At 60.1% G+C, this 26,451-nt stretch carries 19 protein-coding genes, 1 pseudogene and 1 riboswitch; of the genes and pseudogenes, 5 read left to right on the top strand and 15 right to left on the bottom strand.

From position 1 onward, the window contains the following. Positions 1–128: 128 nt before the first annotated feature. Complete coding sequence (gene ltaE / locus KSS91_RS22390) at positions 129–1,133, bottom strand: low-specificity L-threonine aldolase (protein WP_217836149.1); 1,005 nt, start codon at positions 1,131–1,133, stop codon at positions 129–131. A 198-nt stretch (positions 1,134–1,331) separates the two neighbouring features. Continuing rightward, positions 1,332–1,502, top strand: a riboswitch (FMN riboswitch). A gap of 103 nt (positions 1,503–1,605) precedes the next feature. Here ltaE and KSS91_RS22395 point away from each other — a divergent pair. Beyond that, positions 1,606–2,115: a 6,7-dimethyl-8-ribityllumazine synthase gene (locus tag KSS91_RS22395; RefSeq protein WP_217836150.1), complete on the top strand. Its 510-nt coding sequence runs from the start codon at positions 1,606–1,608 to the stop codon at positions 2,113–2,115. A gap of 143 nt (positions 2,116–2,258) precedes the next feature. Here KSS91_RS22395 and astE read toward each other — a convergent pair whose 3' ends face one another. The 7 genes from astE to KSS91_RS22430 all read right to left on the bottom strand — a co-directional run bounded on the left by astE (position 2,259) and on the right by KSS91_RS22430 (position 10,171). After that, on the bottom strand, positions 2,259–3,269 hold the full coding sequence (gene astE, locus KSS91_RS22400) for a succinylglutamate desuccinylase (protein WP_217836151.1): 1,011 nt from the start codon (positions 3,267–3,269) through the stop codon (positions 2,259–2,261). A gap of 12 nt (positions 3,270–3,281) precedes the next feature. Beyond that, positions 3,282–3,569, bottom strand: a complete 288-nt coding sequence (locus KSS91_RS22405) for a topoisomerase II (RefSeq protein WP_103397753.1) — start codon at positions 3,567–3,569, stop codon at positions 3,282–3,284. Between the two features lie 60 nt (positions 3,570–3,629). Further along, a complete protein-coding gene (gene astB / locus KSS91_RS22410; RefSeq protein WP_015096499.1) occupies positions 3,630–4,976 on the bottom strand; it encodes an N-succinylarginine dihydrolase in 1,347 nt (448 codons plus the stop codon). 161 nt (positions 4,977–5,137) lie between these two features. Beyond that, a complete protein-coding gene (astD, locus tag KSS91_RS22415) occupies positions 5,138–6,607 on the bottom strand; it encodes a succinylglutamate-semialdehyde dehydrogenase (protein WP_217838463.1) in 1,470 nt (489 codons plus the stop codon). Then, on the bottom strand, positions 6,604–7,629 hold the full coding sequence (astA, locus tag KSS91_RS22420; RefSeq protein ID WP_217836152.1) for an arginine N-succinyltransferase: 1,026 nt from the start codon (positions 7,627–7,629) through the stop codon (positions 6,604–6,606). Before astA ends, astD begins: the two co-directional genes overlap by 4 nt. An 87-nt stretch (positions 7,630–7,716) precedes the next feature. Then, positions 7,717–8,736, bottom strand: a complete 1,020-nt coding sequence (gene aruF, locus KSS91_RS22425; protein ID WP_007971023.1) for an arginine/ornithine succinyltransferase subunit alpha — start codon at positions 8,734–8,736, stop codon at positions 7,717–7,719. Between the two features lie 214 nt (positions 8,737–8,950). After that, positions 8,951–10,171 carry an aspartate aminotransferase family protein gene (locus tag KSS91_RS22430; RefSeq protein ID WP_015096501.1) on the bottom strand — a complete coding sequence of 407 codons (1,221 nt, stop codon included), beginning with the start codon at positions 10,169–10,171 and terminating at the stop codon, positions 8,951–8,953. A 310-nt stretch (positions 10,172–10,481) separates the two neighbouring features. Between KSS91_RS22430 and KSS91_RS22435 the strand changes: the two genes are divergently transcribed. Then, entirely contained in the window at positions 10,482–15,419 is a 4,938-nt protein-coding gene (locus KSS91_RS22435) for a dermonecrotic toxin domain-containing protein (RefSeq protein ID WP_217836153.1), read from the top strand. A gap of 7 nt (positions 15,420–15,426) precedes the next feature. On the opposite strand, the gene argR is transcribed toward KSS91_RS22435, so the two are convergent. The 7 genes from argR to acs form a co-directional block, all read right to left on the bottom strand. Continuing rightward, positions 15,427–16,419, bottom strand: coding sequence for a transcriptional regulator ArgR (argR, locus tag KSS91_RS22440; protein WP_015096503.1), 993 nt, complete (start codon positions 16,417–16,419; stop codon positions 15,427–15,429). A gap of 159 nt (positions 16,420–16,578) precedes the next feature. After that, positions 16,579–17,343, bottom strand: coding sequence for an ABC transporter ATP-binding protein (locus tag KSS91_RS22445; RefSeq protein ID WP_007971015.1), 765 nt, complete (start codon positions 17,341–17,343; stop codon positions 16,579–16,581). A gap of 27 nt (positions 17,344–17,370) precedes the next feature. Continuing rightward, positions 17,371–18,483, bottom strand: coding sequence for a M14 family metallopeptidase (locus KSS91_RS22450; protein ID WP_217836154.1), 1,113 nt, complete (start codon positions 18,481–18,483; stop codon positions 17,371–17,373). A 1-nt stretch (position 18,484) separates the two neighbouring features. Further along, positions 18,485–19,183: an ABC transporter permease gene (locus KSS91_RS22455; protein ID WP_015096505.1), complete on the bottom strand. Its 699-nt coding sequence runs from the start codon at positions 19,181–19,183 to the stop codon at positions 18,485–18,487. Continuing rightward, on the bottom strand, positions 19,180–19,869 hold the full coding sequence (locus KSS91_RS22460; RefSeq protein WP_217836155.1) for an ABC transporter permease: 690 nt from the start codon (positions 19,867–19,869) through the stop codon (positions 19,180–19,182). Before KSS91_RS22460 ends, KSS91_RS22455 begins: the two co-directional genes overlap by 4 nt. Positions 19,870–19,960: 91 nt before the next feature. After that, the gene (locus KSS91_RS22465) at positions 19,961–20,737 is read right to left on the bottom strand and encodes an ABC transporter substrate-binding protein (RefSeq protein WP_008049550.1); all 777 of its coding nucleotides are present in this window, start codon (positions 20,735–20,737) and stop codon (positions 19,961–19,963) included. A 701-nt stretch (positions 20,738–21,438) separates the two neighbouring features. Then, on the bottom strand, positions 21,439–23,394 hold the full coding sequence (gene acs / locus KSS91_RS22470) for an acetate--CoA ligase (RefSeq protein WP_217836156.1): 1,956 nt from the start codon (positions 23,392–23,394) through the stop codon (positions 21,439–21,441). 585 nt (positions 23,395–23,979) lie between these two features. Here acs and KSS91_RS22475 point away from each other — a divergent pair. The 3 genes and pseudogenes from KSS91_RS22475 to KSS91_RS22485 all read left to right on the top strand — a co-directional run bounded on the left by KSS91_RS22475 (position 23,980) and on the right by KSS91_RS22485 (position 26,404). Further along, positions 23,980–24,243, top strand: coding sequence for a DUF2790 domain-containing protein (locus tag KSS91_RS22475; protein WP_217836157.1), 264 nt, complete (start codon positions 23,980–23,982; stop codon positions 24,241–24,243). A 189-nt stretch (positions 24,244–24,432) separates the two neighbouring features. Then, positions 24,433–24,627 (top strand): annotated as a pseudogene (locus KSS91_RS22480) (hypothetical protein); the annotation flags it as partial. 529 nt (positions 24,628–25,156) lie between these two features. Further along, positions 25,157–26,404, top strand: coding sequence for a ribonucleotide-diphosphate reductase subunit beta (locus KSS91_RS22485; protein WP_007978181.1), 1,248 nt, complete (start codon positions 25,157–25,159; stop codon positions 26,402–26,404). Positions 26,405–26,451: the final 47 nt, after the last annotated feature.

Raw genomic sequence — 26,451 nt, forward strand, 5'->3', positions numbered from 1 at the left:
CTGCGGCCAAAGGCCTGTTCGAAACGTCAACAGACGAAGCGACGGCAAAGGGCCGCATTATATCGGCCCTGCGCGCGGGGTACAGCGTGTTTATACGATAGAAACGGTCAATTGGAGCGCTAACGCTATCACTTGCGCGAAAAGTCGACGAATGTCGCGACGACTTGCTCGATTTGCCCAAGGCTGACGTCCATGTGCGTGACCATGCGCAGACGCGCGGCCGCACTGAGCCTGATCCCGCGCTCGGCGGCAAAGGCCTTGAGCGCCTCGGCCTGGTCGCCCATTTGCACATATACCATATTGGTCTGCACCGGCTCGACCTCAAAGCCCGCCGCACGAAGGCCTTCGGCCAGCAACTGCGCGTTGGCATGGTCATCGGCCAGGCGCTGAACGTTGTGATCCAGCGCATACAGGCCGGCCGCCGCCAGAATACCGGCCTGACGCATGCCGCCACCGACCATCTTGCGTAGGCGCCGAGCCTTGCCGATCAGCTCGACCGAGCCGCACAGCACCGAACCGACCGGTGCACCCAGCCCTTTGGACAGGCACACCGAGACCGAATCGAAATACCGGGTGATTTCCCGGGCATCCACACCCAGCTTCACTGCTGCGTTGTACAAACGTGCGCCGTCCAGGTGCAGCTGCAAACCCTGCTCGCGGGTAAAACTGCGTGCCCGGGCCAGGTATTCCAGCGGCAGGACCTTGCCCTGCATGGTGTTTTCCAGCGCCAGCAAGCGGGTGCGGGCGAAGTGGAAGTCGTCCGGTTTGATCGCCGCCGCGACCTGTGCCAGGTCCAGCGAACCATCGGCCTGCACCTCCAGCGGCTGCGGCTGGATCGAGCCGAGCACCGCTGCGCCGCCACCTTCGTACTTATAAGTGTGGGCCTGCTGGCCGACGATGTACTCGTCACCGCGCTCGCAATGGGCCATCAACCCCAACAGATTGCTCATGGTCCCGGTGGGCACGAACAGCGCCGCGGCAAACCCCAGGCGCCTGGCCAGTTCGGCCTCCAGACGATTGACCGTCGGATCTTCGCCATACACGTCGTCGCCGGTGGCGGCTTTGGCCATCGCGTCCAGCATGCCGGCGCAAGGTTGGGTGACGGTGTCGCTGCGAAGATCGATAACGCTCATGAATCTGGCCTCGGTAAGCAGGGGAAATCCCTTTCAGGAAAGAATTACTGCGGGCATGGCGACGATTAATCAACCCTTGCGTAGGAAAAGGCCGATTAAAACAACGGAAAAGTCGATGACAATCATCCAAAAGGGGCCATGCGCATATCGCAAATATGTGATAAAAACGCTGCGCCGCCAAACATTCCGGCGGCAAAAAAACGTTCTCAGGGCGGGGTGCAACTCCCCACCGGCGGTAATTGCGCGCAATGCGCATAGCCCGCGAGCGCTTGATGGCAGCACGGCTTCGGCGGTGCCTGACAGCAAGGTCAGCAGACCCGGTGTGATCCCGGGGCCGACGGTCATAGTCCGGATGAAGAGAGAACGGGATTGACACCAGAGGGCCTTCCGCCGGCATTCGTGCGAGCGTGCGTACCCTCAGATCCCCTTCGATTCATAACGCCCTGTTTTTCACACAAACAGGAGTCAGAACATGCAACCCACCGCAATTGACAGCAAAAGCAAACACCATCACGGCGAGCGCGTTGCGTTCATCCAGGCCTGCTGGCACAAGGAAATCGTCGATCAGAGCCGTAAAGGTTTCCTCGCCGAAATGATTGCCCAGGGTTATCAGGAATCCGATATCGACTTCTTCGAAGTCGGCGGCGCCTTCGAAATGCCCCTGCACGCCAAGTTGCTGGCCAAGACCGGTCGTTATGCCGGCATCGTCGCGGCAGCCCTGGTGGTGGACGGCGGGATCTACCGTCACGAGTTCGTCGCCCAGTCGGTGGTCAGCGGCCTGATGCAGGTTCAACTGGAAACCGAAGTGCCGGTGTTCTCGGTATCCCTGACCCCGCACCACTTCCATGCCGGCGAAGAGCACCAGAAGTTCTTCTTCGAGCATTTCGTGCATAAAGGCCAGGAAGCGGCGAAGACCTGTGCGGATACGTTAATGAAAATCCGTTCGCTGCGCCGCAGTGAGCCGCGCGCGGTAGCCGTCTAATGGCTAAGTGAGGTCTATGGCCTCACTCAAAACCAAATGTGGGAGCGGGCTTGCTCGCGAAAGCGGTGCAACAGTCACATCGATGTTGGATGTGCCACCGTCTTCGCGAGCAAGCCCGCTCCCACATTGGTTCTACGCTGATTTCAGGCGAGGTTTTCGTCGGTGGTCGGCACGACCAGGATGCCGGCACGCAAACCATTCTTCACCTTGGGGTTCGGGAAGATGATCCGGGCGCCCTCCTCCTCGATGATCCAGCGGGTGTTGGCGATGTCTTCCGCCAGCAGGTAACCCACTTCCAGCTCCGAGAAATTCTCGACGTCCGCCGGCAGGTTCAGGCGAAAGCTGTCGCTGTGCTTGATGATTTCCCGTGCCACGCTGTAAAGCTGCAAACCGTCCAGTGCCGCTTCAGTCAGTTCCGGTTCGGTGCCTTCGATGATCTGCTTGAGGCGCGCCTCCAGCAGCGACACGTTGACCCCGGCGTTCTGCCCGAACGGCCGCGCCTTGCCCAATTCCAGGGTGAAGGCCTCGGCACCGAGTTTGTCGTAGGTGTAGGCGCTGAACACGATGGACGGTTTGTTCTGCAGCAACACCGCTTCCATGCCGGCGGCACGCAGGCGCGCCAGTTCCTGGCGCGAATGCTGGCGGTCTTCTTTCCATGGGTATAGGGCGAACTGCTCGATTTTCGAGCCACGAATCGCCGTGTGCAGGTCGTAGTGCAAACGCTGTCGGTCCGGCAGGCTGAAGAAGCTGGCCGCCAAACGCTCCAGCTCACAGGCGCGCAAGGCTTCGGAGCCGCTGCTTTGTTCGTGACGGCCGTTGAACAGCCGATTGACGTCCTGCTCGACGAAGCGCTCGCCTTTGCGAATCGCTTCGGGGTTGCCGAACAGGAACAGAATACGTGCGCGCGGCTTCAGGTCGCCGCGGGCAATGTCGTGCAACAGGCGATCGAGCAACTCGATCGGCGCTGTTTCGTTGCCGTGGATCCCCGCCGACAGCAGCAGGTCCAGTCCATTGTCACGCGCTTGCGGTGGCCGGACTTCCAGCGCACCTTCGCTCAACCAGCGCATGCGCACGCCTTCGACAGTCAGTTGAGTCTTCTCCGCCGGTTCGCGGCCGGCGAGGGTCAGTTCAAGCAGTTTGCCGAGGGCGAGCATAGAGCGGTTTCCTTAGTGATCGTGGTTGCAGTCCGGGCCGTGAACATGGTCCTCGTCGGTGAGGTCGGCAGGTTCCATCTCCAGTTGCAGACTTACCAGATTAGTCGCCAATGGGCGCAGCAGCAGGTTGGCGTATTCGGCATCGCCTTCTTCGACGTCCACGCCGATCAGCAACTGGCCACGGCCGTCCTGCTGGATCCACAGCTCTTTGCCTTGCCACAGGACCGCGACGCGGGTGCAGGACGTCTCCAGTTGCGTGCCGTCGGTGTCTTCAAGGATCAGCTGCAGGGTATCGCTCATGTGTTTACGCTCTCGTTTGAGATGAAGCGGCGCGCTGCCATCCGGGCAGCGCGTCGTTGATCAATTGATCTGGAATGGATAAACCGCGCCCAGTTTAAGGATTTGCGTCAGTTCATCCAGTGCCGTCCGGCACTCAAGCAGCAATTGCGGGTCCGCCAGATCGTTTTCGGTCATGCGGTCGCGGTAGTGCTTCTCGACCCATTCGGTCAGTGTGCCGTACAACGGTGCCGTCATGATAACCCCTGGGTTGACGGCCGCCAGTTCGGTTTCGTTGAGTGCGACGCGCAACCGCAGGCAAGCCGGGCCACCGCCGTTCTGCATGCTCTGCTTGAGATCGAAGACTTTCACTTCGCGGATCAGGCCGCCGGAGCTGGTCAAACCCTGCAAGTATTGCCAGACACGCTCGTTGCCACGGCATTCTTCCGGCACGATCAACAGCATGGAGCCGTCAGGACGCGACAGCAGCTGGCTATTGAACAGGTAGGAACGTACCGCGTCTTCCACGCTTACTGCGGAACGCGGTACGCAGATCGACTGAAATTTCCCACCGGCCTTGGCGAGTTTGCTCTGCAATTCAGCGAGCATCTTCTCGGTCTCGAGGAACGCGTCCTCGTGATAGAACAGCACTTCGCCATTACCCACGGCGATCACGTCGTTGTGGAACACGCCCTGATCGATCACCGATGGGTTCTGCTGGGCGTAGACCACGCCGTCATCGCTCAAGCCGTGCAAACGGGCAACGGCCTGGGACGCTTCGAGGGTCTGGCGCGCCGGGTACTTCTGCGGAGCCGGGTAGCGGGTGTCGAACGCGCTGCGGCCGAACACGAAGAACTCGACACCGGCTTCGCCGTATTCACGGCAGAAACGCGTGTGGTTGGCCGCACCTTCGTCACCGAACTGCGCCACGGCCGGCAAGGCGGCATGGTGGGCGAAGTGTTTCTGGTCAGCGAACATCGCACCCAGCACGCGGCTGGTGGTCGGGTGTTCGATGCTGCGGTGATATTTGCAGTTGAGGTTGGCAGCGGTGAAATGCACACGGCCGTCAGCGGTGTCGGCGCTCGGGCTGACGGTGGCGGCGTTGGCCACCCACATGCTCGAGGCCGAGCAACTGGCCACCAGCAGCGGCATCGCGTCTTTGGCAGCGCGCTCGATCACTTGAGCGTCGGTGCCGCCAAAGCCCAGGCGACGCAGCGCGGCCACATCCGGGCGCTCCTGCGGTGCCAGCACGCCTTGCTGGAAGCCCATTTCCATCAGCGCTTTCATCTTCGCCAGGCCTTGCAGCGCCGCTTCCTTGGGGTTGGAAGACTGCTGGCTGTTGCTCTGGGACGCGACGTTGCCGTAGGACAGGCCGCCGTAGTTATGGGTCGGCCCCACTAGACCGTCAAAATTGACTTCATAGGATTTCATCAGCGAGGCTCCACGAGAATCTGTTGTTATAGGCTTCAGTAACTAGTTTGAGACCGGGTCGCGGCCTTCGCGGGCAAGCCCGCTCCCACAGGTTCAGCAGTGTTCACAAATTTTGTGTTCGACGCAGTCCTTGTGGGAGCGGGCTTGCTCGCGAATGGGCGCTACGCCATTTTCACGCCCGGCGTCAGGGCCGCAGGCAACACCAGGTTCGGCGTTTCCAGCGAGGCCACCGGGTACGCGCAGTAATCCGCCGCGTAGTAGGCACTGGCGCGATGGTTGCCCGAGGCGCCGACGCCGCCGAATGGTGCGCTGCTCGCGGCACCGGTCAGTTGCTTGTTCCAGTTGACGATACCGGCACGGCTTTCCAGCCAGAATTGCTGGTAACGCGCTTCGGAGTCCGACAGCAGACCAGCGGCCAAGCCGTACGCGGTGTCGTTGGCCTCAGCGATCGCTGCTTCAAAATCAGCGTAGCGGATCACTTGCAGCAACGGGCCGAACAGCTCTTCGTCAGGACGATCGGCGACAGCGGTCACGTCCAGGATGCCAGGGGTCAGCAAGGCCGATTGAGCCTGAGGCTGGGTCATTTCCAGCAATGCCACGGCGCCATTGGCCAGCAGGTGTTGCTGGGCATCCATCAGCGCTTTTGCTGCGCCGAGGGAAACCACCGAGCCCATGAACGGTGCTGGCTGTTGATCAAAGGCACCGACTTCAATTGTCGCGCTGACGGCCACCAGGCGCGCCAGCAGCGAGTCGCCCCAGGCGCCTTGCGGCACCAGCAAGCGGCGGGCACAGGTGCAACGCTGGCCGGCGGAGATGAACGCCGACTGAATGATGGTGTACACGGCGGCATCGAGGTCGGCGACCTGATCGACCACCAGTGGGTTGTTACCGCCCATCTCCAGCGCGAGGATCTTGTCCGGACGACCGGCGAATTGCTGGTGCAGGTGATTGCCGGTACGGCTGGAACCGGTGAAGAACAGACCGTCGATACCCGGGTTCGCCGCCAGGGCGATACCGGTTTCGCGAGCGCCTTGCAGCAGGTTCAACACGCCCGCCGGCAGACCGGCTTCGATCCAGCACTTGACCGTCAGTTCGGCCACTTTCGGTGTCAGCTCGCTGGGCTTGAACAGCACGCTGTTACCGGCCAGCAGTGCCGGCACGATGTGGCCGTTCGGCAAGTGGCCCGGGAAGTTGTAAGGGCCAAATACCGCGACGACACCGTGAGGCTTGTGGCGCAGCACAGCGGTGGCGTCGCCCAGTGGGCCGCTCTTCTCACCGGTACGTTCGCGGTAGCTCTGCACCGAGATGGCGATCTTGTTGACCATGCTGGTGACTTCGGTCGCCGCTTCCCACAGTGGCTTGCCGGTTTCTTCGCCGATGGTGCGGGCCAGTTCGTCCGCATGATTCTTCAGCGCGGCAGCAAAGGCTTCCAGCACCGAGATACGCTCTTCCAGGGTACGCCGCGCCCAGCCCGGGAACGCCTGGCGCGCCGCCTGCACTGCCGACTCGACCTGAGCGACGGTGGCACCGACGCCGGACCACAGCACCTGCTGGGTCACCGGGTTCAGCGATTCGAAGGCTTCGCCCTGACCTGCCAGCCATTCACCTGCGATGTAAAGCGACTTCATTATTTCGACTCCCGAGCTGCGGACAACGCCACGGCGCGCACTTGATCGCCAGCGTTGAGTTGAAGACGTTTGGCGGTCTGCTGATCGACCACCAGGGTGCCGGCGGCCAGACGTGCCGGCGCAGCAGTGATGCGGCAGTCTTCGCGCTTGCGGTTGTGAATGATGAATGGCGTGGCGTCGTCACCCGGCGTGCCGACGGACAGTACCAGCGCCTGGCTGTCGCGTACCGCACGGATCTTGCCGGTTTCGCATTCGATGGCCGGGCCTGCGTCGAAAATGTCGACGTAGCCCTGGTAGCTGAAACCTTCGCTCTTGAGCATCGCCAGCGCCGGTTCGGTGTCCGGGTGAACCTGACCGATCACGTTGCGCGCATCCGGCGACAGGAAGCAGGTGTACAACGGGAATTTCGGCATCAGTTCGGCGATGAACGCCTTGTTGCCCACGCCGGTCAGGTAATCGGCCTGGCTGAATTCCATTTTGAAGAAGTGGCGCCCCAGGCTTTCCCAGAACGGCGAACGCCCGGCTTCGTCGGATACACCGCGCATTTCGGCGATGATCTTGTTGCCGAACAGTTGCGGGAATTCGGCGATGAACAGCATCCGCGCCTTGGACAGCATGCGGCCGTTGAGGCCGCTGCGGTAATCGGCGTGCAGGAACAACGAGCACAGCTCGGAATTGCCGGTCAGGTCGTTGGCCAGGAACAGCGTCGGGATTTCGCGATAGATGTTCAGCTCTTGGGAAGCGCTCACGGTCAGACCGACCCGAAAGTTGTACCAGGGCTCACGCAGGCCGACGGCGCCGGCAATGGCGGAAATGCCCACCACGCGACCGTCGTCGTCTTCGAGCACGAACAGGTAGTCCGCGTCGCCCCGCCCGGCTTCGCCGCGAAAGGTCTTCTCGGCCCAGCCGACCCGATGGGCCAGACGTTCTTCGTTGGCCGGCAAGGTGGTCAGGCCGGTGCCGGTGCTGCGGGCCAGGTCGATCAGAGCGGGTAAATCGCTGCTGCGTACGGGACGAACGATCATGCTATCTCCTCAAACGGGCCGCTTGCGCCACCCGTGAAACTCGCTGCTTTACTAAGCATTCACTCTTTATAGGCATAGCAGCAGGTGTTAAACCGCCACCAGGCGCACGCTGGCACCTTCACCGACGCCCAGGGCTTCGGCCGCTTCCAGGTCCAGGGTCACCGGTTTACCCGGTGCGTAGTCAAGCTCGAGCATGACTGCGCGGTAGTCCTGCAACTGGGCGTTGGCCACCAGGTACTGGCGACCGACACCTTTGACCGGCTCGCCGATCTTCACCGGCACCACGCGGCTCTGGGCGATCGAACGGATCCCCGAGACGCGGGCATGCAGGGTCGGACCGCCGTCGAAAATGTCGATGTAGTGATCGGTCTCGAAGCCTTCGCGCATCAGGATGTCGAAGGTGATCTGCGCCCGCGGGTGAACCTGGCCCATCGCTTCTTGCGCGGAGTCCGGCAGCAGGGGCACGTAGATCGGGTAATGCGGCATCAGTTCGGCGAGGAACGTACGGCTCTTGAGGCCGCACAGACGCTCGGCTTCAGCGTAGTTGAGGTCGAAAAAGTTGCGCCCGATGGCATCCCAGAATGGCGAGTCGCCGTTTTCATCGCTGTAACCGACGATCTCGGTCACCACGGAATCGGCAAAACGCTCCGGATGGCTGGCCACGAACAGCAAGCGGCCACGGGAGTTGAGTTCCGACCACGGCGAACCCACCAGATCGCGCTGCACGTAGAAACTGGTCAGCAAGCTGTTGCCGGTCAGGTCGTGGCACTGGGAGAGCACGTGGATCTTGTTGTGAATCTTCAGCTCGCGTGAAGCGTGGACGAAGGTTTCGTTGCGAAAGCTGTAGAACGGCTCGGAGTAACCGGCCGACGCCACGATGGCCGAGCAACCGACCAGCTTGCCGGTGGCACTGTCTTCGAGGACGAAGAAATAGCTTTCCTCACCGTTGAAGCTCACTTCGGCGGCGAACGAGGCTTCGCTTGCCGCGATCTTGTCGCTCAGGCGCTCAACGTCATCCGGCAAGGAAGTGACACCAATCGGACTGTCCGCAGCCAGACGCTGTACCTCGCCCAGATCAGCCATTTGCGCGGGGCGCATCACCAGCATGGTGTCACTCCTTAATCTCAGAACTTACAGAAGAAAAATCCCGGGCCTACACAGAGATCAGTGTGGGAGCGGGCTTGCTCGCGAAAGCGGTGGGTCAGACAGTAAAAATGTTGACTGATACACCGCTTTCGCGAGCAAGCCCGCTCCCACATTTGATCGTGCCCGGCATCAAAATTGGGTTCGACGCCTGAACGGTCAGGCGTCGAAGGGTCTATCAGGCTTGCGTCAGTTTTGCAGCAGCACGTTCGAAGCGGTCCAGGCCGGCATCGATATCGGCGTCTTCCACCACCAGGCTTGGCGCGAAACGCACCACGTCCGGGCCGGCTTGCAGGACCATCAGGCCTTCTTTTTCAGCGGCGTTGAAGATGTCCTTGGCCTTGCCTTTCCAGGCATCGCTCAACACGCAGCCGATCAACAGGCCCATGCCACGGACCTTGGTGAACAGGCCGTATTTTTCGCCGATCTGCTCAAGGCGCGCCTTGAACTTGTCGTGCTTGGCCTTGACGCCAGCCAGCACTTCAGGGGTGTTGATCACGTCGATCACAGCTTCCGCGACCGCACACGCCAGCGGGTTGCCGCCGTAGGTGGTGCCGTGGGTGCCGACGACCAGATGCTTGGCCAGCTCTTCAGTGGTCAACATGGCAGCGATCGGGAAACCACCGCCCAGGCTCTTGGCGCTGGTCAGGATGTCCGGAGTCACGCCGTAATGCTGGTAGGCGAACAGGTGGCCGGTGCGGCCCATGCCGGTTTGCACTTCGTCGAAGATCAGCAATGCGTTGTGCGCGGTGCACAGTTCACGGGCACCTTGCAGGTATTCGAGTTCAGCCGGGATGACACCGCTTTCGCCCTGGATCGGCTCCAGCACCACAGCGCAAGTCTTGTCGGAAATGGCGGCTTTCAGCGCGGCCAGATCGTTGTACGGCACATGGGTGATGCCGGTGATCTTCGGACCGAAGCCATCGGAGTACTTCGACTGGCCACCGACGTTCACGGTGAACAGGGTACGGCCGTGGAAGCTGTTGAGCGCGGCGATGATCTCGTACTTCTCGCTGCCGAAACGGTCGAAACCGACACGACGGGCCAGCTTGAAGGCGGCCTCGTTGGCTTCGGCGCCGGAGTTGCAGAAGAAGGCGCGGTCGGCAAAGGTGGCGTCGACCAGCTTGTGCGCCAGGCGCAGGGCCGGCTCATTGGTGAACACGTTGGACACGTGCCACAGCTTGTTCGCCTGTTCGGTCAAGGCACCGACCAGCGCAGGATGCGCGTGGCCCAATACGTTAACGGCAATCCCGCCGGCGAAGTCGATCAGCTCGCGACCGGACTGGTCCCAGACGCGGGAACCGGCGCCACGCACAGGAATGAATGCGGCAGGCGCATAGTTGGGAACCATTACCTGATCGAAATCGGCGCGTTGTACCGCAGCGTGCTCAACGGACATCGGAGTCTCCTGAAGAGAAAACACTCGCCTGAAACTGGCGAGCTTGGTGAGGATTGTAAGGACAGTTTTCAGCCCGGCCTTGCCGCCAAGCGACAACTTCTTATAGCGCAAACCCCGGATTTTCCCGGGTTTACGGCAATGCGACATATAGGGTCGCAAAGGCGCAGTTTAACTGGCGGCGGACGTTTGCGGCAGGTCGCTGTGTCGTAACCCATGCCGATTCCATGAATGCGGTAGATATGTACCGCGCGTCGACTTCGATTACGGGTTTTCCTGACGGTCTATCAACCGCAATGGTGGACCTATCCCGATGAATACCGAAAATCCCGACACCCCTGAGACTTTCAGGCCCGACGCGCATTACCAGCATCTGATGAACGTCATTCCACCCTGGCTTCGCCAAACCACGCCAAAACGGCGTGAAGCGCTGCGCAACATCAAGCCAGTGTTGCCCACCCCCCTCAGGGATGTATCTGACGCTCAGCGCGTCGAACTTGACCGACTCATTACCCTGCAGACGGTGAGCCAGAACCGGGTCGATCAGGCCCTGGCGAATCTGCTGGACCCTGCAGCCTTCGCCGAACCCATGCTCAAGGGCGCACTCAAGACACGATTCGGCCTGGAAGCGGACGTCAGTAAAATTTTTCTGCGCCTTTACATTCCCGCGCACATACCCTGGTTGCGCCTGAAGTCCGGAGCCGCACGCACCTGGACCGTGTCGTTGCTGGACGCCGCGCTGCACAACTTCGAAAGCACAGAAACTGAGGCCGACGCCTTTGAGCCCGCCTCGACTTACATCACTGCGCCCTCTTCCACCGGGCACTTCAGCACCCTGCCACAGATTCTGGCGACGATGCCCATCACGGCGTTCACCCAACTGTGCCGCGAACTCGACATTGGCGAGCGCTATAAAAGTTACCTGGCCGACAACCTTGGCATCAGCAACCCGGTGGCTGCGGCGATCCTGCAACCGAAAATTCGCGAAAGCCAAAAAACCGCACTGACCGTCGCCCTGCAGATGGCGCAGATGCAAAACCTGCTGACCAGCGACGTTCATCAGCCGCTCCTTCGCCTGCTCTCCGATGCACACGGCCAATCCTGGCGATGCCATGACCTGACGATCATGAATGCCCGCCTGACCGGCATCGTGCTGTTCGCCCCGGGACTGGAGCGCGCCCGCGAAGAGGTCCGGGTGGTGGCCTACATTCCTGACGACCCCGAGCATCCCATCAAGCAATACCCCTCATCGGCGGCATTCGCCGAGGAACTGAGCCAGCGCCTTCGGGCGCCCGACTATCAACAGTTTTTCAGTCGTTTTATCAATCATGAAGACCGCGGCTACTTCTTCGCCGAGCTGAACAACCGCCTCGATCCCATCACCTGGCAACCGGTCCCACCCGGCGATCCACGGCCGACCTGGAGAGAAAACCCCAACCAGCGTCCCGACCTGCAAATGGCAGTAACGCCGATCAGAGGCGACCTGTGGGTTCATCTCTATCAACGCAAACTCGACAAGATCCTCAATGACGCGCGCGTGATCGCAGTGTCGACGGCCACGGTCGACCGCAAGGCCCGATGGGCGTTATGGGACTCCTTCACGGAAATCGCCTCGGCGCTGCTGAACATCGCAGCCTTCATCGCGTTGCCGTTCGTCCCGTTCCTTGGCGAGCTGATGCTGGCTTACACGGCCTATCAGCTACTGGATGACACCTTCGAAGGTGTTGTCGACTGGGCAGAAGGCCTGACCAACGAAGCCTTCGAGCATTTCATGGGGGTGGTTGAATCTGCAGTGCAGTTGGGCACTTTCGCGGCAGGTGGCACGATCGCCGTCAGCGAATTTCGCGCGGTCCTGCCCCGGGAAGTCGTGCAATTCATCGACCGCTTCAACGCCGTGAAACGCCCCAATGGCGAAACCCGCTATTGGAAGCCCGACCTGACGCCTTACGAACAAACCGTCGCGATCCCCAACGACGCGCAACCCGACTCGATGGGACTGCACGCCCATCAAGGCAAAACCCTGCTGACACTGGACGCCAGCCAATACTCCGTGGTCGAAGATCCGTTGACCGGGCGCCATCGGATCCAGCACCCCACGCGTCCCGAAGCTTACCAACCCACCCTGAGGCACAACGGAAAAGGGGCCTGGCACACCGAACTCGAGCAGCCACTGACCTGGGACCAGGCCACCCTGCTGCGGCGCCTCGGCCCGGACATACAGCGTTTTTCCGAGCGCGAGCGCGAGCGCATCCTCAGCATCAGCGGCTGTCACGAAAACGCCTTGCGCAAGATGCATGTCGACGCCGAACAGGTACCGCCGCTGCTGGCCGACACCCTCAAACGCTTCAAGATTGATCAGGACCTGCAGATCTTCATTGATCAAATCGGCAGCAATCGTGCGGACGATTACCTGAAGGCTGATCCGCTGATTCAACTGGAACTGCTCTGCGACTACGGTAACTGGCCAGCGGACAAGGGGCTGCGACTGGTCGATGCAACAGGAGAAACCCTCTGGGAGCGCGGCGTGGGCAACCAGGTCGTGGTGCAGATCAACCTAGCGCAACTGGACGATGGCGACCTGATCAACACCCTGTTGCAACACCTCGACAACACCGACGCACGCTCAATGCGCCGCTACCTGACAACGCTTGCCGCCGACAAACGGGAAACCCTCTTCAGCCAGCGCTACCGCAAAATCGAACAAGGTGCGCGCCCCTTGGTCCAGCGTATTATCGACAGCGAACCCGGTTTGCCAACCAGCCTCGCCGAAGCACTGCTCGACAGCGCCAGTGCCGCCGAACGCGAGCAACTGGAGCGTGGAACATTGTCCAAACGCCTCACGGAACTGGCACAGGAGGCCGGCCTGCAGGTGCGCGTCACTCGCGCTTATGAAGGGCTCGACCTGTACTCGACGCGCAACCATCTCGACACCGATCGCCTGGCGTTGCACACCCTGGAACGCTTGCCTGGCTGGTCGGGACAACTGCGCCTGGAAATCCGTCAATACACCCGCACGGGGCCGCTGATCGACAGCATTGGCCAGCCGGATGCGCTCGTGCGCAAGGTGCTGGTATTGACCGATGAAGGGGCTTATCAGGCCTACGACGACGCCGGTGAACAGCTCAGTGGCACCGACTCCCTCTATTCCAGCCTCTTACAGGCACTGCCCGACAGCGAACGAATCGCCCTGAACATCAACATCGGTGAGGGCGCAAGGCTCAAGCAGCTGATTCACACCCACGCTCTCACTCGTGAAGCATTGCGTGCGCTGCTGGCGCAACGGCCGAGTCTCAAGCCTGCCTACGATCCGGCGGTCATGCGTTTGCTGGGCGGGGGCGATGGTTATCACCGGATGCCGGCCAATACCCCTTCATTACAAAGCCACATCTATCGGCTGTTTCCCCATCTGAGCCCAGAGGAACTGCAAGCCTTTGCCGCACGATTGCAAGCCAATCCCGGCGGACCGCGCGCAGAACTCCAGCGCCTGTTTTATCAACACGCGCAATTGTTTGAGCAATTGAGCACCTGGTGCGACGAGATCCCGTTGTATGTTCCGGGCACGCAAATCCGCTTGAGCGTCGAGCAGCTCGCCAGTCAACGGTATGCACGCCGACAAATGATAGCCAGATTGCTCGACTGCTGGCGGCGTCAGGCCACCTACGACAGCACCCACGGCGTACCGGTTTCCTTTGAATTTTCCCAGCCGGTTGTTGGCGAGCTGCCAAAGTTGAACGTCGATTTCCCTCAGGTGCGCAGCGTGACGCTTGAAGGTCATCGTGCCACCCGTGGTGTGAATGATTTTTTGAAGGGGTTTTCCAACCTCAACCGCCTGGCGCTACGCAACTTCGAACTGGGGCAGTTGCCGGACGCCATTGCCCAATGGCCCCAACTCGACGCACTCATCCTCAGCGACTGCGCCGTGACCCTCACAGAGCAGAGTCGCGCCACCCTGTCTGCCCTGAACCAATTGACTGCGCTCGACCTGTATAAAAACCCGCTCGGTGTGTGCCCTTCCCTGGAAAACATGCCGAAGCTGACCTACGTCGATCTTTCCGGTACCGCAATTACCCGCATTCCCGAGGGCCTGGTGAATCACCCGAGCATTCGAACCGCCATTTTGAATGACAACCAGATCACCGAATTGCCCACCGCACTCTTCGATCTGCCCGGCGACATCAGCGAGGGATTTGATTTTGGCAACAACCCTCTGTCCCCGACCACCCGGGAACACATCAAGCGTCACTATCAGCGAACCGAAAAGGACTTTGGAGTCCATGCCGAACAGGTCGATATCGATCGCGTCAAAGCCCTCTACCCAAGTCTGGACAACGAAGAGGCCAGCGACTTCGTCTATCGCTTACCCGGCACCCTCGCAGAGGGTCGAGCTGACCTGACCCGTCGCGAGCTCGAACTCACCCGACTCGGTATCGAGCTGAGCCGGTGGACGGCCGATGTGCCCGACACCCATTCCGATACTGGCGCCCCGCTGACGGCCGACGAGATGTTTGCCGAGCACGTCAAAAGAGACGAATTCAAGCAAAACCTGGAACGCTGCTGGCGCCAGATCCCCATCGAAAATATTGCCGTGGGTGAGTACGGATTCATCTCACACCTGCCAATCCTGGGTGACCTGCCGACGCTGTCAGCCGACTTCAGTCATGTGCCCGAAATGTACCTGACGACCACTCATGGCATTGCACCTGGACTTGGCCGGTTCCTGGACAGTTTTACCAACCTGGACACCCTGACCATACGGGGATACCACCTGGGCAACCTTCCCGAAGCCATCTTCAGAATGGGCAGGTTGTCGGTGCTGAGCTTGTCGGAGTGCGGCATTACCCTGACTCAGGAAACCGTAGAGGCCCTGGCGGGCATGGAGCACCTTGACTACTTGAGCCTGCGTGACAATCCACTCGGTCCAAGCCCTGACCTTAGCCACATGACAGAAATATCCTCACTGGACTTGAGCCACACGGGCATCACTGAAATCCCCAAGGGAGTGCTGAGCATCACGACCTGGACCGACGTCGACCTGAGCTTCAACGCCATTACCGAGATGCCGCCCGAACTCATGGAGGTGGACCCGGGTGTCGGAGAAAGCTTTGACTTCAGCGGCAACCCGTTCAATGCGCAAAGCTTGCAACGCATCGCTGCGTACTTTCGCGCAACCGAGAATGATCTGGGTATCGACGAGATAGCCGACATGCCGGTGCCGGTGGATGGGGCGCCCGACACCGACATTGAAGACTGAGTACTGGCTACCCGCGTTCCGGCGGCACCGATGACAACTCGAACGGGCTGCTGCTGCGCCGCTGGTTGCGATCTTCCCGCGGCGTGGCACCGAAGAAGTTGCGATAGGCGCTGGAGAAATGCGGCCCCGAGGAGAAGCCACAGGACAGGCCGATCTGAATGATCGACTTGCTGGTTTGCATCAACATCTGCCGGGCCTTGTTCAGGCGCAGCTCCAGGTAGTACTGGCTCGGCACACGGTTGAGGTATTGCTTGAAGATCCGCTCCAGCTGCCGACGGGACACGCACACATGCTGGGCGATTTCGTCGGTGGTCAGCGGCTCTTCGATGTTGGCCTCCATCAGCAACACGGCTTGCGTGAGCTTCGGATGGCTGGAGCCGAGACGGTTCTGCAACGGGATACGCTGGCGCTCGCCGCCCTCGCGGATGCGCTCGACCACCAGTTCCTCGGAGACCGCACCCGCCAGCTCCGCACCATGGTCGCGGGCCAACACCGCCAGCAACAAGTCGAGCACCGACATGCCGCCGCACGCGGTCAGGCGATCGCGATCCCAGTCGAACAAGTGACTGGTGGCGATGACCTTCGGAAAGCGCTCGGCGAAATCATCCTGCCAGCGCCAATGCACGGCCGCGCGATAGCCATCGAGCAAACCGAGTTGCGCCAACGGGTAAACACCGGCCGACAGACCGCCGATCACGCAACCGGAGCGCACCAGCTGTTTGAGCGCACTGCTGAGTGCCGGCGCCAGTGCGGTCGGTGGCTCATCAGCGAGCAGGAACAGTTTCTGGAAGTTTTCCAGCTTGCCGGTCCATGCCTCACCCGGCAATTGCCAGGCGCTGTCGGCCGCGGCCTCTGTAATGGCTTCGGCCTGCAGGAACGACAGTTCGTAGACCACGTCCGGATGCACACGCTGAGCAACACGCAAGGCCTCCTCAGCCAGCGCAAGCGTCAGTGCTTTAGTGCTGGGCCAAATCAGGAAACCAATTCGATGGGCAGTCATGGCGGGCAATCCGAAACGAAGAACAGTGATGAAGGCATGGGCCAATGCTAGCCCGTAAATGAACGCAAATCTCGAAACCGCCCCGGATCAAATGTGGGAGCGGGGCTGGCCTTTAGGTTGCGAAGCATGCACTATCCCGGTGCACAACGGCAGCCCTGATTACTTCAGGCTGCCCGAGAGGAATTGCTGCAGACGCTCCGATTGCGGGTTCACCAGCACTTCGCGCGGGTTGCCGCTTTCTTCGACCACACCTTTGTGCAGAAACACCAGCTGGTTCGACACTTCACGGGCGAAGCCCATTTCGTGGGTCACCACCACCATGGTCCGGCCTTCCTGGGCCAGGGCCTGCATGACCTTCAACACGTCGCCAACCAGCTCCGGATCAAGGGCCGAAGTCGGCTCGTCGAACAGCATCACCTCAGGTTCCATCGCCAGTGCACGGGCAATCGCCACGCGCTGCTGCTCGCCGCCGGACATGTGGCCCGGGTAAGCGTCTTTGCGATGGGCCACGCCGACCTTGTTCAGGTAGTGTTCGGCTTTTTCCCGAGCTTCGGCCTTGGACACGCCGAGCACATGCACCGGCGCTTCCATGATGTTTTCCAGCGCGGTCATGTGCGACCACAGGTTGAAATGCTGGAACACCATCGACAGGCGCGAACGCATGCGTTGCAGCTGTTTCGGGTCGGCGGCTTTCAACGCGCCGTCCTTGTTCGCCACCAGCTTCAACTCTTCGTTGTTGAGCAGGATCTTGCCCGCGTGCGGCTGCTCCAGCAGGTTGATGCAGCGCAGGAAGGTACTTTTGCCGGAGCCACTGGAGCCGATGATGCTGATCACATCGCCGGCTGCCGCTTTCAGGGACACGCCCTTGAGCACTTCGTGACTGCCATAGCGTTTATGCAGGTCTTGGACTTCAAGTTTGTACATGCGGTCGGTTCTCACAAAAACAGTCAGTCAGTCGTTGAGCAAGCGCCCGTGACGCAGCGCTTCGCGCCCCGCCACCTTGGCCAGCCAGAAACCGGGTTGGGCATAACGCAGCCGTTCAATGGCAAACAGCACCCCGGACGTACCAGCACACACCGTGCTGACCCGATCCGCCAACGGATCGATCACTTCAAAAATCTCGTCACCCGCTTCAACCCACTCACCGGGCTTACGCAGGAAACTCACCACACCGGGGTGTGGTGCCAACAACAATTCAGTGCCTTCGAATGGCATGCCTTCGCAAGGGTCTTGCGCAGGCTTCGGCCATTCGCCACTGATCAATCCTTGCTCGGCAAGGAAGGCCAGAATGCCTTCGGCATGGGCGCAAGCCTCGGCGCGACCGGTATCGGCCTGCCCCCCTAATTCAATGGTAGTCGCCAGGCAGGCCAGCGGAATTTGCGCCTCCGGGAACAGACGCGACAGGCGCAACCACGGCAACGAACAGGCTTCGTCGAACGAACTGCCGCCGGAATCTTCCGCCAGCAAACCAACCCGCACATTCAGGTGCGCAGCCAGCGAACGCCACTGCGGCCAGTGTTGCGGCAAGGCATACATGTGCAGCGCCGCTTCGGCGTCGCAATGCAGGTCCAGTACCACATCGGCGGTGCAGGCGTGACTGAGCAGAACGCGCTGCATGCCTTGCAACTGGCTGCTCGCCTCTGGCAAAGCGGCCAGATGATCGACCATCGCCTGACGGATCAGGCGAATGTTGGCGTGCGGATCGTCACCCAGGCTTTCTGCCAGTGCAGCCGCCACAGGTGCGCTCAACTCGACGAAATCGCGGTTGAAGTTCTTGCCGCTGCCCGCCTCGAAACGCCCTTGATGATTGCCCTGAAGCAGTTGACCCAGCCCCAGTGGATTAGCCACCGGCACCAGTTCGACCACACCGTTGAGCAAGCCCTTTGCTTCGAGTTCGGCCAGACGCTTTTTCAGCTCGAACGCCGTGCGCATGCCCGGCAGCTCATCGGCGTGCAGGCTGGCCTGGATATACGCCTTGCGCTCGCCACTACCAAAGCGGAACACCGAAATCCGGCGTTCGCTGCCCAGGTGGCTCCACGGCAAAGCATGATCGATGCGTTCCATATCAGTGCTTCCGCGGGGCCAGGTAGCCCAGCCAGCGGCGCTCGGCCATCTTGAACAGCTTCACCAGGATGAAGGTCAGGCACAGGTAGAACACGCCGGCGGTGATGTAGGCCTCGAACGGCAGGTAGAACTGGGCGTTGACCGTGCGCGCGGCACCGGTGATGTCGATCAGGGTCACGATGGACGCCAGACTGGTGGTCTGCAGCATCATGATCACTTCGTTGCTGTACTGCGGCAGCGCCCGGCGCAGGGCCGACGGCAGCAGGATGCGCTTGTACATCTTGAAGCGCGACATGCCCATGGCCTTGGCCGCTTCGATCTCGCCGTTCGGCGTGGCGCGCAGGCTGCCGGCGATGATCTCGGCGGTGTAGGCGCTGGTGTTGATCGCGAATGCCAGGCACGCACAGAAGGTTGCGCTGGACAGCCACGGCCAGAGGAAGCTCTCACGCACCGCTTCGAACTGCGCCAGACCGTAGTAGATCAAAAACAGCTGCACCAGCATCGGTGTGCCGCGGATCACGTAGGTATAGAGCCAGGCGGACATGTTGACCACCGGGTTCTTCGAGACGCGCATCAGGCCCAGCGGCAATGCGCACAGCAAGCCGAAGAACAGCGACAGCGCAAGCAGTTTTAGGGTGGTCACCAGGCCGCCGAAGTACAGCGGCAAGGCCTCCCAAATGACGTTGTAGTCGAAGATCATAGATCAGCCGCCCTTACGCCTACCGAGTAGCGCTTCTCAAGGTGACGCAATGCCAGCAACGACACACTGGTGATCACCAGGTACATCGCCGCCACTGCGAGGAAGTAGGTGAAAGGCTCGCGGGTGGCATCGGCCGCCTGCTTGGCCTTGAACATCATGTCCTGCAGGCCGACCACCGAAATCAGCGCGGTCGCCTTGGTCAATACCAGCCAGTTGTTGGTGAAACCCGGAATCGCCAGGCGAATCATCTGTGGCACCAACACCCGGAAGAACACCTGGAAACTGCTCATGCCGTACGCCATGCCGGCTTCGGCCTGACCTTTTGGGATCGCCATGAACGCGCCCCGGAAGGTTTCAGACAGGTACGCACCGAAGATGAAACCCAGGGTGCCGATACCGGCAGCCAACGGATTCAGGTCAATGTACTCGTCAAAGCCGAGCAGCGGTGCGACGCGGTTGAGCAAGTCCTGGCCGCCGTAGAAAATCAGCAGGATCAGCACCAGGTCGGGAATACCGCGGATCACCGTGGAATACAGGTCGCCCAGCCAGGCCAGCCAGCGCACCGGCGACAGACGCAGTGCCACGCCGATCAGGCCCAGAACGATGGCCATGGCCATGGACGACAAGGCGAGCTGAAGCGTCAGCCAAGCGCCATCGAGGATGACAGCCCCGTAGCCTTTCAACATGATTCAGGTCCTCGAAAGTTGGGATGAAAAAATGGCGCAAACCTCAGAGATCCTGCTGCTTGCGCCATTTCGGACTTGTCGCCGGGGCGTGTTACTTGCCGTAGATATCGAAGGCGAAGTACTTGTCCTGGATTTGCTTGTACTTGCCGTTCTCGCGAATGGCGGCGATGGCGGCGTTGAGCTTGTCCAGCTCAGCCTTGTCGCCCTTGCGCACCGCGATGCCTACACCGTCGCCGAAGTATTTGACGTCGGTGAATGCAGGGCCGACGAAGGCGAAGCCTTTACCTGCGTCGGTTTTCAGGAAACCGTCATCCAGAAGCGTAGCGTCTGCCACGGTGCCGTCGAGGCGGCCGGCGGCCACGTCGAGGTAAATTTCGTTCTGCGAGCCGTATGGCTTGATCTCGGCACCCAGCGGGGCCAGGACTTCGCGGGCGAAACGCTCGTGGATCGAACCACGCTGTACGCCGATGTTCTTGCCCTTGAGCTCGGTCAGGCCTTCGCTGACCTGGGTGCCGGCCTTCATGACCAGGCGAGCCGGGGTGTTGTAGTACTTGTTGGTGAAGTCCACGGACTTCTTGCGATCTTCAGTGATCGACATGGACGACAGGATCGCGTCGATCTTGCGCACTTTCAGTGCCGGGATCAGGCCGTCGAACTCTTGCTCGACCCACACGCACTTGACCTTCATCTCTTCGCACAGGGCGTTGCCGATGTCGTAGTCGAAACCAACGATGCTGCCGTCCGGTGCTTTGGAAGCGAACGGAGGGTAAGCCGCTTCGATACCAATTTTCAGAGGCTTTTCATCGGCGAAGGATGGCAGCGACAGCACGGACAGTGCCAGGGCGCCAAGCAGCACGAGTTTCTTCATCTTGGGACTCCATCGGTAAAGGGCAAAAACGGCAGAGTGAGCAACAGCCCAATATGCGAATGAGTGGAACCAGAAAGCAGTGCTGCGTCCTGGGAAGCCGGTGTTTAAATTCAACACGGGCAACGACGAGCGAGTGATCGGCATTCTAACGAGAGGCCCGAGGCCGATATTTCTTCAATGCGACAACTAATTACAGAAGCACCGAGAAAGTCGTTTTAGCGCGTTGACAGCCCTGCGAAATCATGCAAGAGCAAAAGACATGGAACCGATCTATGTTGCAAATTGCGGGCCTATTATTGGCAAACCCTTCTAATCCGGCAAGCGCAGCGTGGAGTCTTATTTTTCAGCGGTGGTTTTTAGCCCCTGCTATGGGGCTGAGCGTTTCCCAATGCCCCGCATTGGCGCGATGCGGTTACACATTCAGTAACCTGAAAGATCTCGGGTAACAGCAGGAAAATGCCGACAGAGAAACCCGATAATTATTGGCTGGTGTTGCTGTATTGCCTGACAAACTGCCTTCGCGAGCAAGCCCGCTCCCACATTTGATCTCGAGTGGACACAGAATTTGTGTCCGCACAGATTTAATGTGGGAGCGGGCTTGCTCGCGAAGAGGCCAGCAAATTCGACACAAAAACTTCAGACACAAAAAAGCCCCACCAGGCTCAACACCTGACGGGGCTTCGATAACTCAGAACCGCCGCTTACGCGACATTCATGGTCTTGTGCGTATCAATCAAATGCTGCACCACACTCGGATCCGCCAGGGTGGAGATATCCCCCAACCCATCATATTCAGCCGTAGCAATCTTGCGCAGAATCCGCCGCATGATCTTGCCCGAGCGAGTCTTCGGCAGCCCCGGTGCCCACTGGATCACATCCGGCGAGGCAATCGGCCCGATCTCCTTGCGCACCCAGTTTTTCAGTTCCAGACGCAGCTGCTCGTTCGGCTCCTCGCCGTTTTTCAGGGTGACATAGACATAAATGCCCTGTCCCTTGATGTCGTGCGGAACACCGACCACCGCCGCTTCGGCGACTTTCGGGTGCGCGACCATCGCGCTTTCGATCTCGGCGGTGCCCATGCGGTGGCCGGAGACGTTGAGCACGTCGTCCACGCGCCCGGTGATCCAGTAGTAGCCATCGGCATCGCGACGGGCGCCGTCACCGGTGAAGTACATGCCGCGGAAGGTCTTGAAGTAGGTGTCGACGAAGCGGTCGTGATCGCCAAACAGCGTACGCGCCTGGCCTGGCCACGAATCGAGAATCACCAGGTTGCCCTCGGCCTCGCCTTCGATGATGTTGCCCAGGTTGTCCACCAGGGCCGGCACCACGCCGAAGAACGGACGCGCCGCCGAGCCCGGCTTGAGGGCATGAGCGCCCGGCAGCGGGCTCATCATGTTGCCGCCGGTTTCGGTCTGCCACCAGGTGTCGACGATCGGGCAGCGGGACTTGCCGACGTTCTTGTAGTACCAGTCCCAGGCTTCCGGGTTGATCGGCTCGCCCACCGAGCCCAACAGGCGCAGGCTGCTGCCATCGGCACCTTCAACCGCGGCGGTGCCCGAGGCCATCATGGCGCGGATCGCGGTCGGTGCCGTGTAAAGGATGTTGACCTTGTGCTTGTCGACGATCTTCGCCACCCGGGTGATGTCCGGGTAGTTCGGCACGCCTTCGAACAGCAGGGTAGTCGCGCCGTTGGCCAGCGGGCCGTAGACGATGTAGCTGTGGCCGGTGACCCAGCCGACGTCGGCGGTGCACCAGTAGATCTCGCCCGGGCGGTAGTCGAACACGCGCTCGTGGGTCATGGCGGCGTACAGCAGGTAGCCGCCGGTGGTGTGCTGCACGCCCTTCGGCTTGCCGGTGGAGCCCGAGGTGTAGAGGATGAACAGCGCCTCTTCGGCGCCCATCTCTTTCGGCGCGCACACGGTGCCGGCCACTTTCATCAGGTCCTCGAACCAGATGTCGCGGTGCTGGTTCCACTTGATCTCGCCACCGGTGCGCTTGCACACGATGACTTTCTGGATGCTGCTGGTTTCCGGGTTGGTCAGGGCGTCGTCGACGTTGGCCTTGAGCGGGATCTTCTTGCCGGCACGAATACCTTCGTCGGCGGTGATCACCACTTTCGAGCGGCAGTCGATGATGCGACCGGCCAGGGCTTCCGGCGAGAAGCCGCCGAACACCACCGAGTGAATCGCGCCGATCCGGGTGCAGGCCAACATGGCGACCACGGCTTCGGGGATCATCGGCATGTAGATCGTCACCACGTCGCCGCGGTGCACGTCCTGGCCGCGCAGGGCGTTGGCGAACTTGCAGACTTGTTCGTGCAACTCGCGGTAGGTGATGTTGCGGCTTTCGGCAGGGTCATCGCCTTCCCAGATGATCGCGACCTGGTCGCCGCGCTCGGCCAGATGACGGTCGAGGCAGTTGTAGGAAACGTTCAGGGTGCCGTCGGCGAACCACTTGATGTCGACATGGTGATCGTCGAAGGAGGTCTGCTTCACCGTGGTGAAAGGCTTGATCCAGTCGAGGCGCTTGGCTTGCTCGCGCCAGAAGCCGTCCGGGTTGACGACCGACTGCTGGTACATGGCCTTGTAGGTCGCCTCGTCGGTCAGGGTATTGGCCAGAACCTCGGGACGAACGGGATACAGGGAAGCCGCACTCATCTTTCTTACCTCGGTGGAATAGTTGTTTTTGTATGACCCTGTTGTAGCCGGGCCGGGCCTATAGAACCATTCGACGATGGTAGTAACAAGCCCACACAAAATGTCGTGAATACCCGTCAAACCCAATACCACCGCGGCACCTGTGGGAGCGAGCTCGCTCGCGATGGTCGTCAACGATAACGCGCCCAATCTGACACCCCGCGGTGCTCTCTGGCTCATCGCGAGCAGGCTCGCTCCTACAAAAGCGGTACCTGTAGGAGCGAGCTCGCTCGCGATGGTCGTCAACGATAACGCGCCCAATCTGACACCCCGCGGTGCTCTCTGGCTCATCGCGAGCAGGCTCGCTCCTACAAAAGAACAGGCTATTCAGGGATTGTTACAGGATCTGTCAAAGGTGTTTATCAAAACCACGTCTATATGAACGTATCCAGCCCCCCTAAAATCTGCCACGCCGACAAGGCAACCTGATTAACCAAGTTACAGCCCCCACGAAGGCAGTTAATCAAACACCCAGGTACTGAAGCTCCACACGCAATCTCAAAAGGATTGCGTGCCCCCACTCGACCCTAGAAAGGTAAAACTCAAATGAAAGCTTTATTGGTTCTGGCCCTCGGCAGCGTGTGCGTAACCGCCATGGCAAGCGAGGTGCCGACTGATGTCGCGCAGCAACAACCGCCCGTTGAGGAATACACTTACTCGATGAATCTGGACATCGCCAAAGTCATCTCCATGAGCGAAGCACCGAATGTTTGTGAAGTTGTCCCCATGAAAATGGAATACGAAGATTCCAACGGTCAACGACATATCCTGCGTTACAGTGCGATGGGCAACGGTTGCTCTAACGGCTGATCCCTACTTCACCCCTCCCCCAATAAGGTTCGACCCACCCGCCACGATCAGGCAGATAAAGCGCCGAACCTTAATAATCGATTAAATCGATTGTTTTAAGCATTTATTTGCGCTTTTTAATCGAATTAATCGGCGTAGTATCAAATTCAACCCAAGACAAACAACGCCCACGAATCCGGAGCACTGACCATGAAAACCCAACTGATCCTCGCCCTGACCCTCTCCGTCCTGGCTGCCAACACCTTCGCCGCCGATGGTTACGACCGCACCGGCTCGGCCGCTTACACCACTGAGGCGGCTGTCGCTTCCGACGGTTACGACCACACCGGTTCAGCCCGCCTCGCCGCCGATGGTGCCGACCACGTCGGTGCAGGCCGCCTGAGCTGATCTACCCGCGTGACTTCACAGCCCGACTCCGGTCGGGCTTAGTTGTGTCTGGAGCCTGAGAAAACCCCACAGAAACACAAGATGTAGTGAAAAAAGCCTTTTTTGGTCATTTCTTGAACAAAAAATTCCCGGGGCAAAAAATTAAGAAAAAAAATCTTCCCCCACCAAAACCGTTCAAAGCCCTGTAAACCCTCGCTCCGACCGAAATACGGCCCCCGTCGACCGATCCGTGAGCCATTTCGCCGCACCACAGCACGCAAAACTTCCCTATAATGCGGCCTTAAACGGGCCTGCAATATCCCCTTACAGGGATGAAAAGCCAGTCTGAAGCCCCGCACAGGCGCTAGCCGCTTGCTGCGCCCATCAGTGGCTCTCGGAACCCCGTACAAAATTCTGTTTGATGCCTGCGTATAGCTGCTGCAAAAAACGATTCCTTTAGATCCAACGCGGCCAGTAAGGCCGTGTGAAAACCAACCTATCCATTTTCACACGGGCACTCTGGCCCTCACGCAGGAGACGACACGTCATGCTGAGCTGGGACGAATTCGACAAAGAAGACACGGAAGTAGCAGTCAAGAGCGCCAACGCTGGCCACGCCACCGAAGCCAACATGGACCGTCTCGACAGCGCCGGCGGTGCCGCCGCCCTGGAAGCCCGTGCCGTGACCGCCGCTGACTCCGCCGCCGTTGCCCGCGCCAAAGCCGCCCTGGATTCGCTCGACGTCGCCGAAGGCCTCGCCGAACTCGAAGGCGCCTCCGCCCGTGTCGCCGTTGACGAAAAGCGCATGATCAACTGCCGCGCCGACCTCAACCAACTCGTACCCTTCAAGTACGACTGGGCCTGGCAGAAGTACCTGGACGGCTGCGCAAACCACTGGATGCCGCAAGAAGTCAACATGACCGCCGACATCGCCCTCTGGAAAAACCCGGAAGGCCTGACCGACGACGAGCGCCGCATCGTGATGCGCAACCTCGGCTTCTTCTCCACCGCCGACTCCCTGGTTGCCAACAACCTGGTCCTGGCCGTGTACCGCCTGATCACCAACCCGGAATGCCGCCAGTACATCCTGCGCCAGGCTTTCGAAGAGGCGATCCACACCCACGCCTACCAGTACTGCATCGAATCGCTGGCCATGGATGAAGGCGAAATCTTCAACATGTACCACGAGATCCCATCGGTCGCGAAAAAAGCCACCTGGGGCCTGAAATACACCCGCTCGATCTCCGATCCGAAGTTCGAAACCGGCACCGTCGAAACCGACAAAGAACTGCTGCGCAACCTGATCGCCTACTACTGCGTCCTGGAAGGCATCTTCTTCTACTGCGGCTTCACCCAGATCCTCTCCATGGGCCGCCGCAACAAAATGACCGGCGTCGCCGAGCAGTTCCAATACATCCTGCGCGACGAATCCATGCACCTGAACTTCGGCATCGACGTGATCAACCAGATCAAAATCGAAAACCCACACTTGTGGGATGCTGAAATGAAGGAAGAAGCTTCGCAGATGATTCTGCAAGGCACTCAGCTGGAGATCGAATACGCTCGTGACACCATGCCTCGTGGGGTATTGGGCATGAATGCGGCGATGATGGAGGACTACCTGAAGTTCATCGCTAACCGTCGTTTGAGCCAGATTGGTTTGAAGGAAGAGTATCCAGGGACGACTAACCCGTTCCCTTGGATGAGCGAGATCATGGACTTGAAGAAAGAGAAGAACTTCTTTGAGACTCGGGTTATTGAGTATCAGACTGGTGGGGCTTTGAGCTGGGATTGATTCCCAAACTAGCCGCGATTTGACGACTTGAATCGACAAATCGAACA

It is taken from the genome of Pseudomonas azerbaijanorientalis, from assembly GCF_019139795.1.
In the GTDB taxonomy this organism is placed as follows: Bacteria; Pseudomonadota; Gammaproteobacteria; order Pseudomonadales; family Pseudomonadaceae; genus Aquipseudomonas; species Aquipseudomonas laurylsulfatiphila.

Excerpts from the sequence above, each read along its gene's own strand:
- ltaE (WP_217836149.1), bottom strand. The coding sequence starts at position 1,133 with ATGAGCGTTATCGATCTTCGCAGCGACACCGTCACCCAACCTTGCGCC.
- KSS91_RS22395 (WP_217836150.1), top strand. The coding sequence starts at position 1,606 with ATGCAACCCACCGCAATTGACAGCAAAAGCAAACACCATCACGGCGAG.
- astE (WP_217836151.1), bottom strand. The coding sequence starts at position 3,269 with ATGCTCGCCCTCGGCAAACTGCTTGAACTGACCCTCGCCGGCCGCGAA.
- KSS91_RS22405 (WP_103397753.1), bottom strand. The coding sequence starts at position 3,569 with ATGAGCGATACCCTGCAGCTGATCCTTGAAGACACCGACGGCACGCAA.
- astB (WP_015096499.1), bottom strand. The coding sequence starts at position 4,976 with ATGAAATCCTATGAAGTCAATTTTGACGGTCTAGTGGGGCCGACCCAT.
- astA (WP_217836152.1), bottom strand. The coding sequence starts at position 7,629 with ATGATCGTTCGTCCCGTACGCAGCAGCGATTTACCCGCTCTGATCGAC.
- aruF (WP_007971023.1), bottom strand. The coding sequence starts at position 8,736 with ATGCTGGTGATGCGCCCCGCGCAAATGGCTGATCTGGGCGAGGTACAG.
- KSS91_RS22430 (WP_015096501.1), bottom strand. The coding sequence starts at position 10,171 with ATGTCCGTTGAGCACGCTGCGGTACAACGCGCCGATTTCGATCAGGTA.
- KSS91_RS22435 (WP_217836153.1), top strand. The coding sequence starts at position 10,482 with ATGAATACCGAAAATCCCGACACCCCTGAGACTTTCAGGCCCGACGCG.
- argR (WP_015096503.1), bottom strand. The coding sequence starts at position 16,419 with ATGACTGCCCATCGAATTGGTTTCCTGATTTGGCCCAGCACTAAAGCA.
- KSS91_RS22445 (WP_007971015.1), bottom strand. The coding sequence starts at position 17,343 with ATGTACAAACTTGAAGTCCAAGACCTGCATAAACGCTATGGCAGTCAC.
- KSS91_RS22450 (WP_217836154.1), bottom strand. The coding sequence starts at position 18,483 with ATGGAACGCATCGATCATGCTTTGCCGTGGAGCCACCTGGGCAGCGAA.
- KSS91_RS22455 (WP_015096505.1), bottom strand. The coding sequence starts at position 19,183 with ATGATCTTCGACTACAACGTCATTTGGGAGGCCTTGCCGCTGTACTTC.
- KSS91_RS22460 (WP_217836155.1), bottom strand. The coding sequence starts at position 19,869 with ATGTTGAAAGGCTACGGGGCTGTCATCCTCGATGGCGCTTGGCTGACG.
- KSS91_RS22465 (WP_008049550.1), bottom strand. The coding sequence starts at position 20,737 with ATGAAGAAACTCGTGCTGCTTGGCGCCCTGGCACTGTCCGTGCTGTCG.
- acs (WP_217836156.1), bottom strand. The coding sequence starts at position 23,394 with ATGAGTGCGGCTTCCCTGTATCCCGTTCGTCCCGAGGTTCTGGCCAAT.
- KSS91_RS22475 (WP_217836157.1), top strand. The coding sequence starts at position 23,980 with ATGAAAGCTTTATTGGTTCTGGCCCTCGGCAGCGTGTGCGTAACCGCC.
- KSS91_RS22485 (WP_007978181.1), top strand. The coding sequence starts at position 25,157 with ATGCTGAGCTGGGACGAATTCGACAAAGAAGACACGGAAGTAGCAGTC.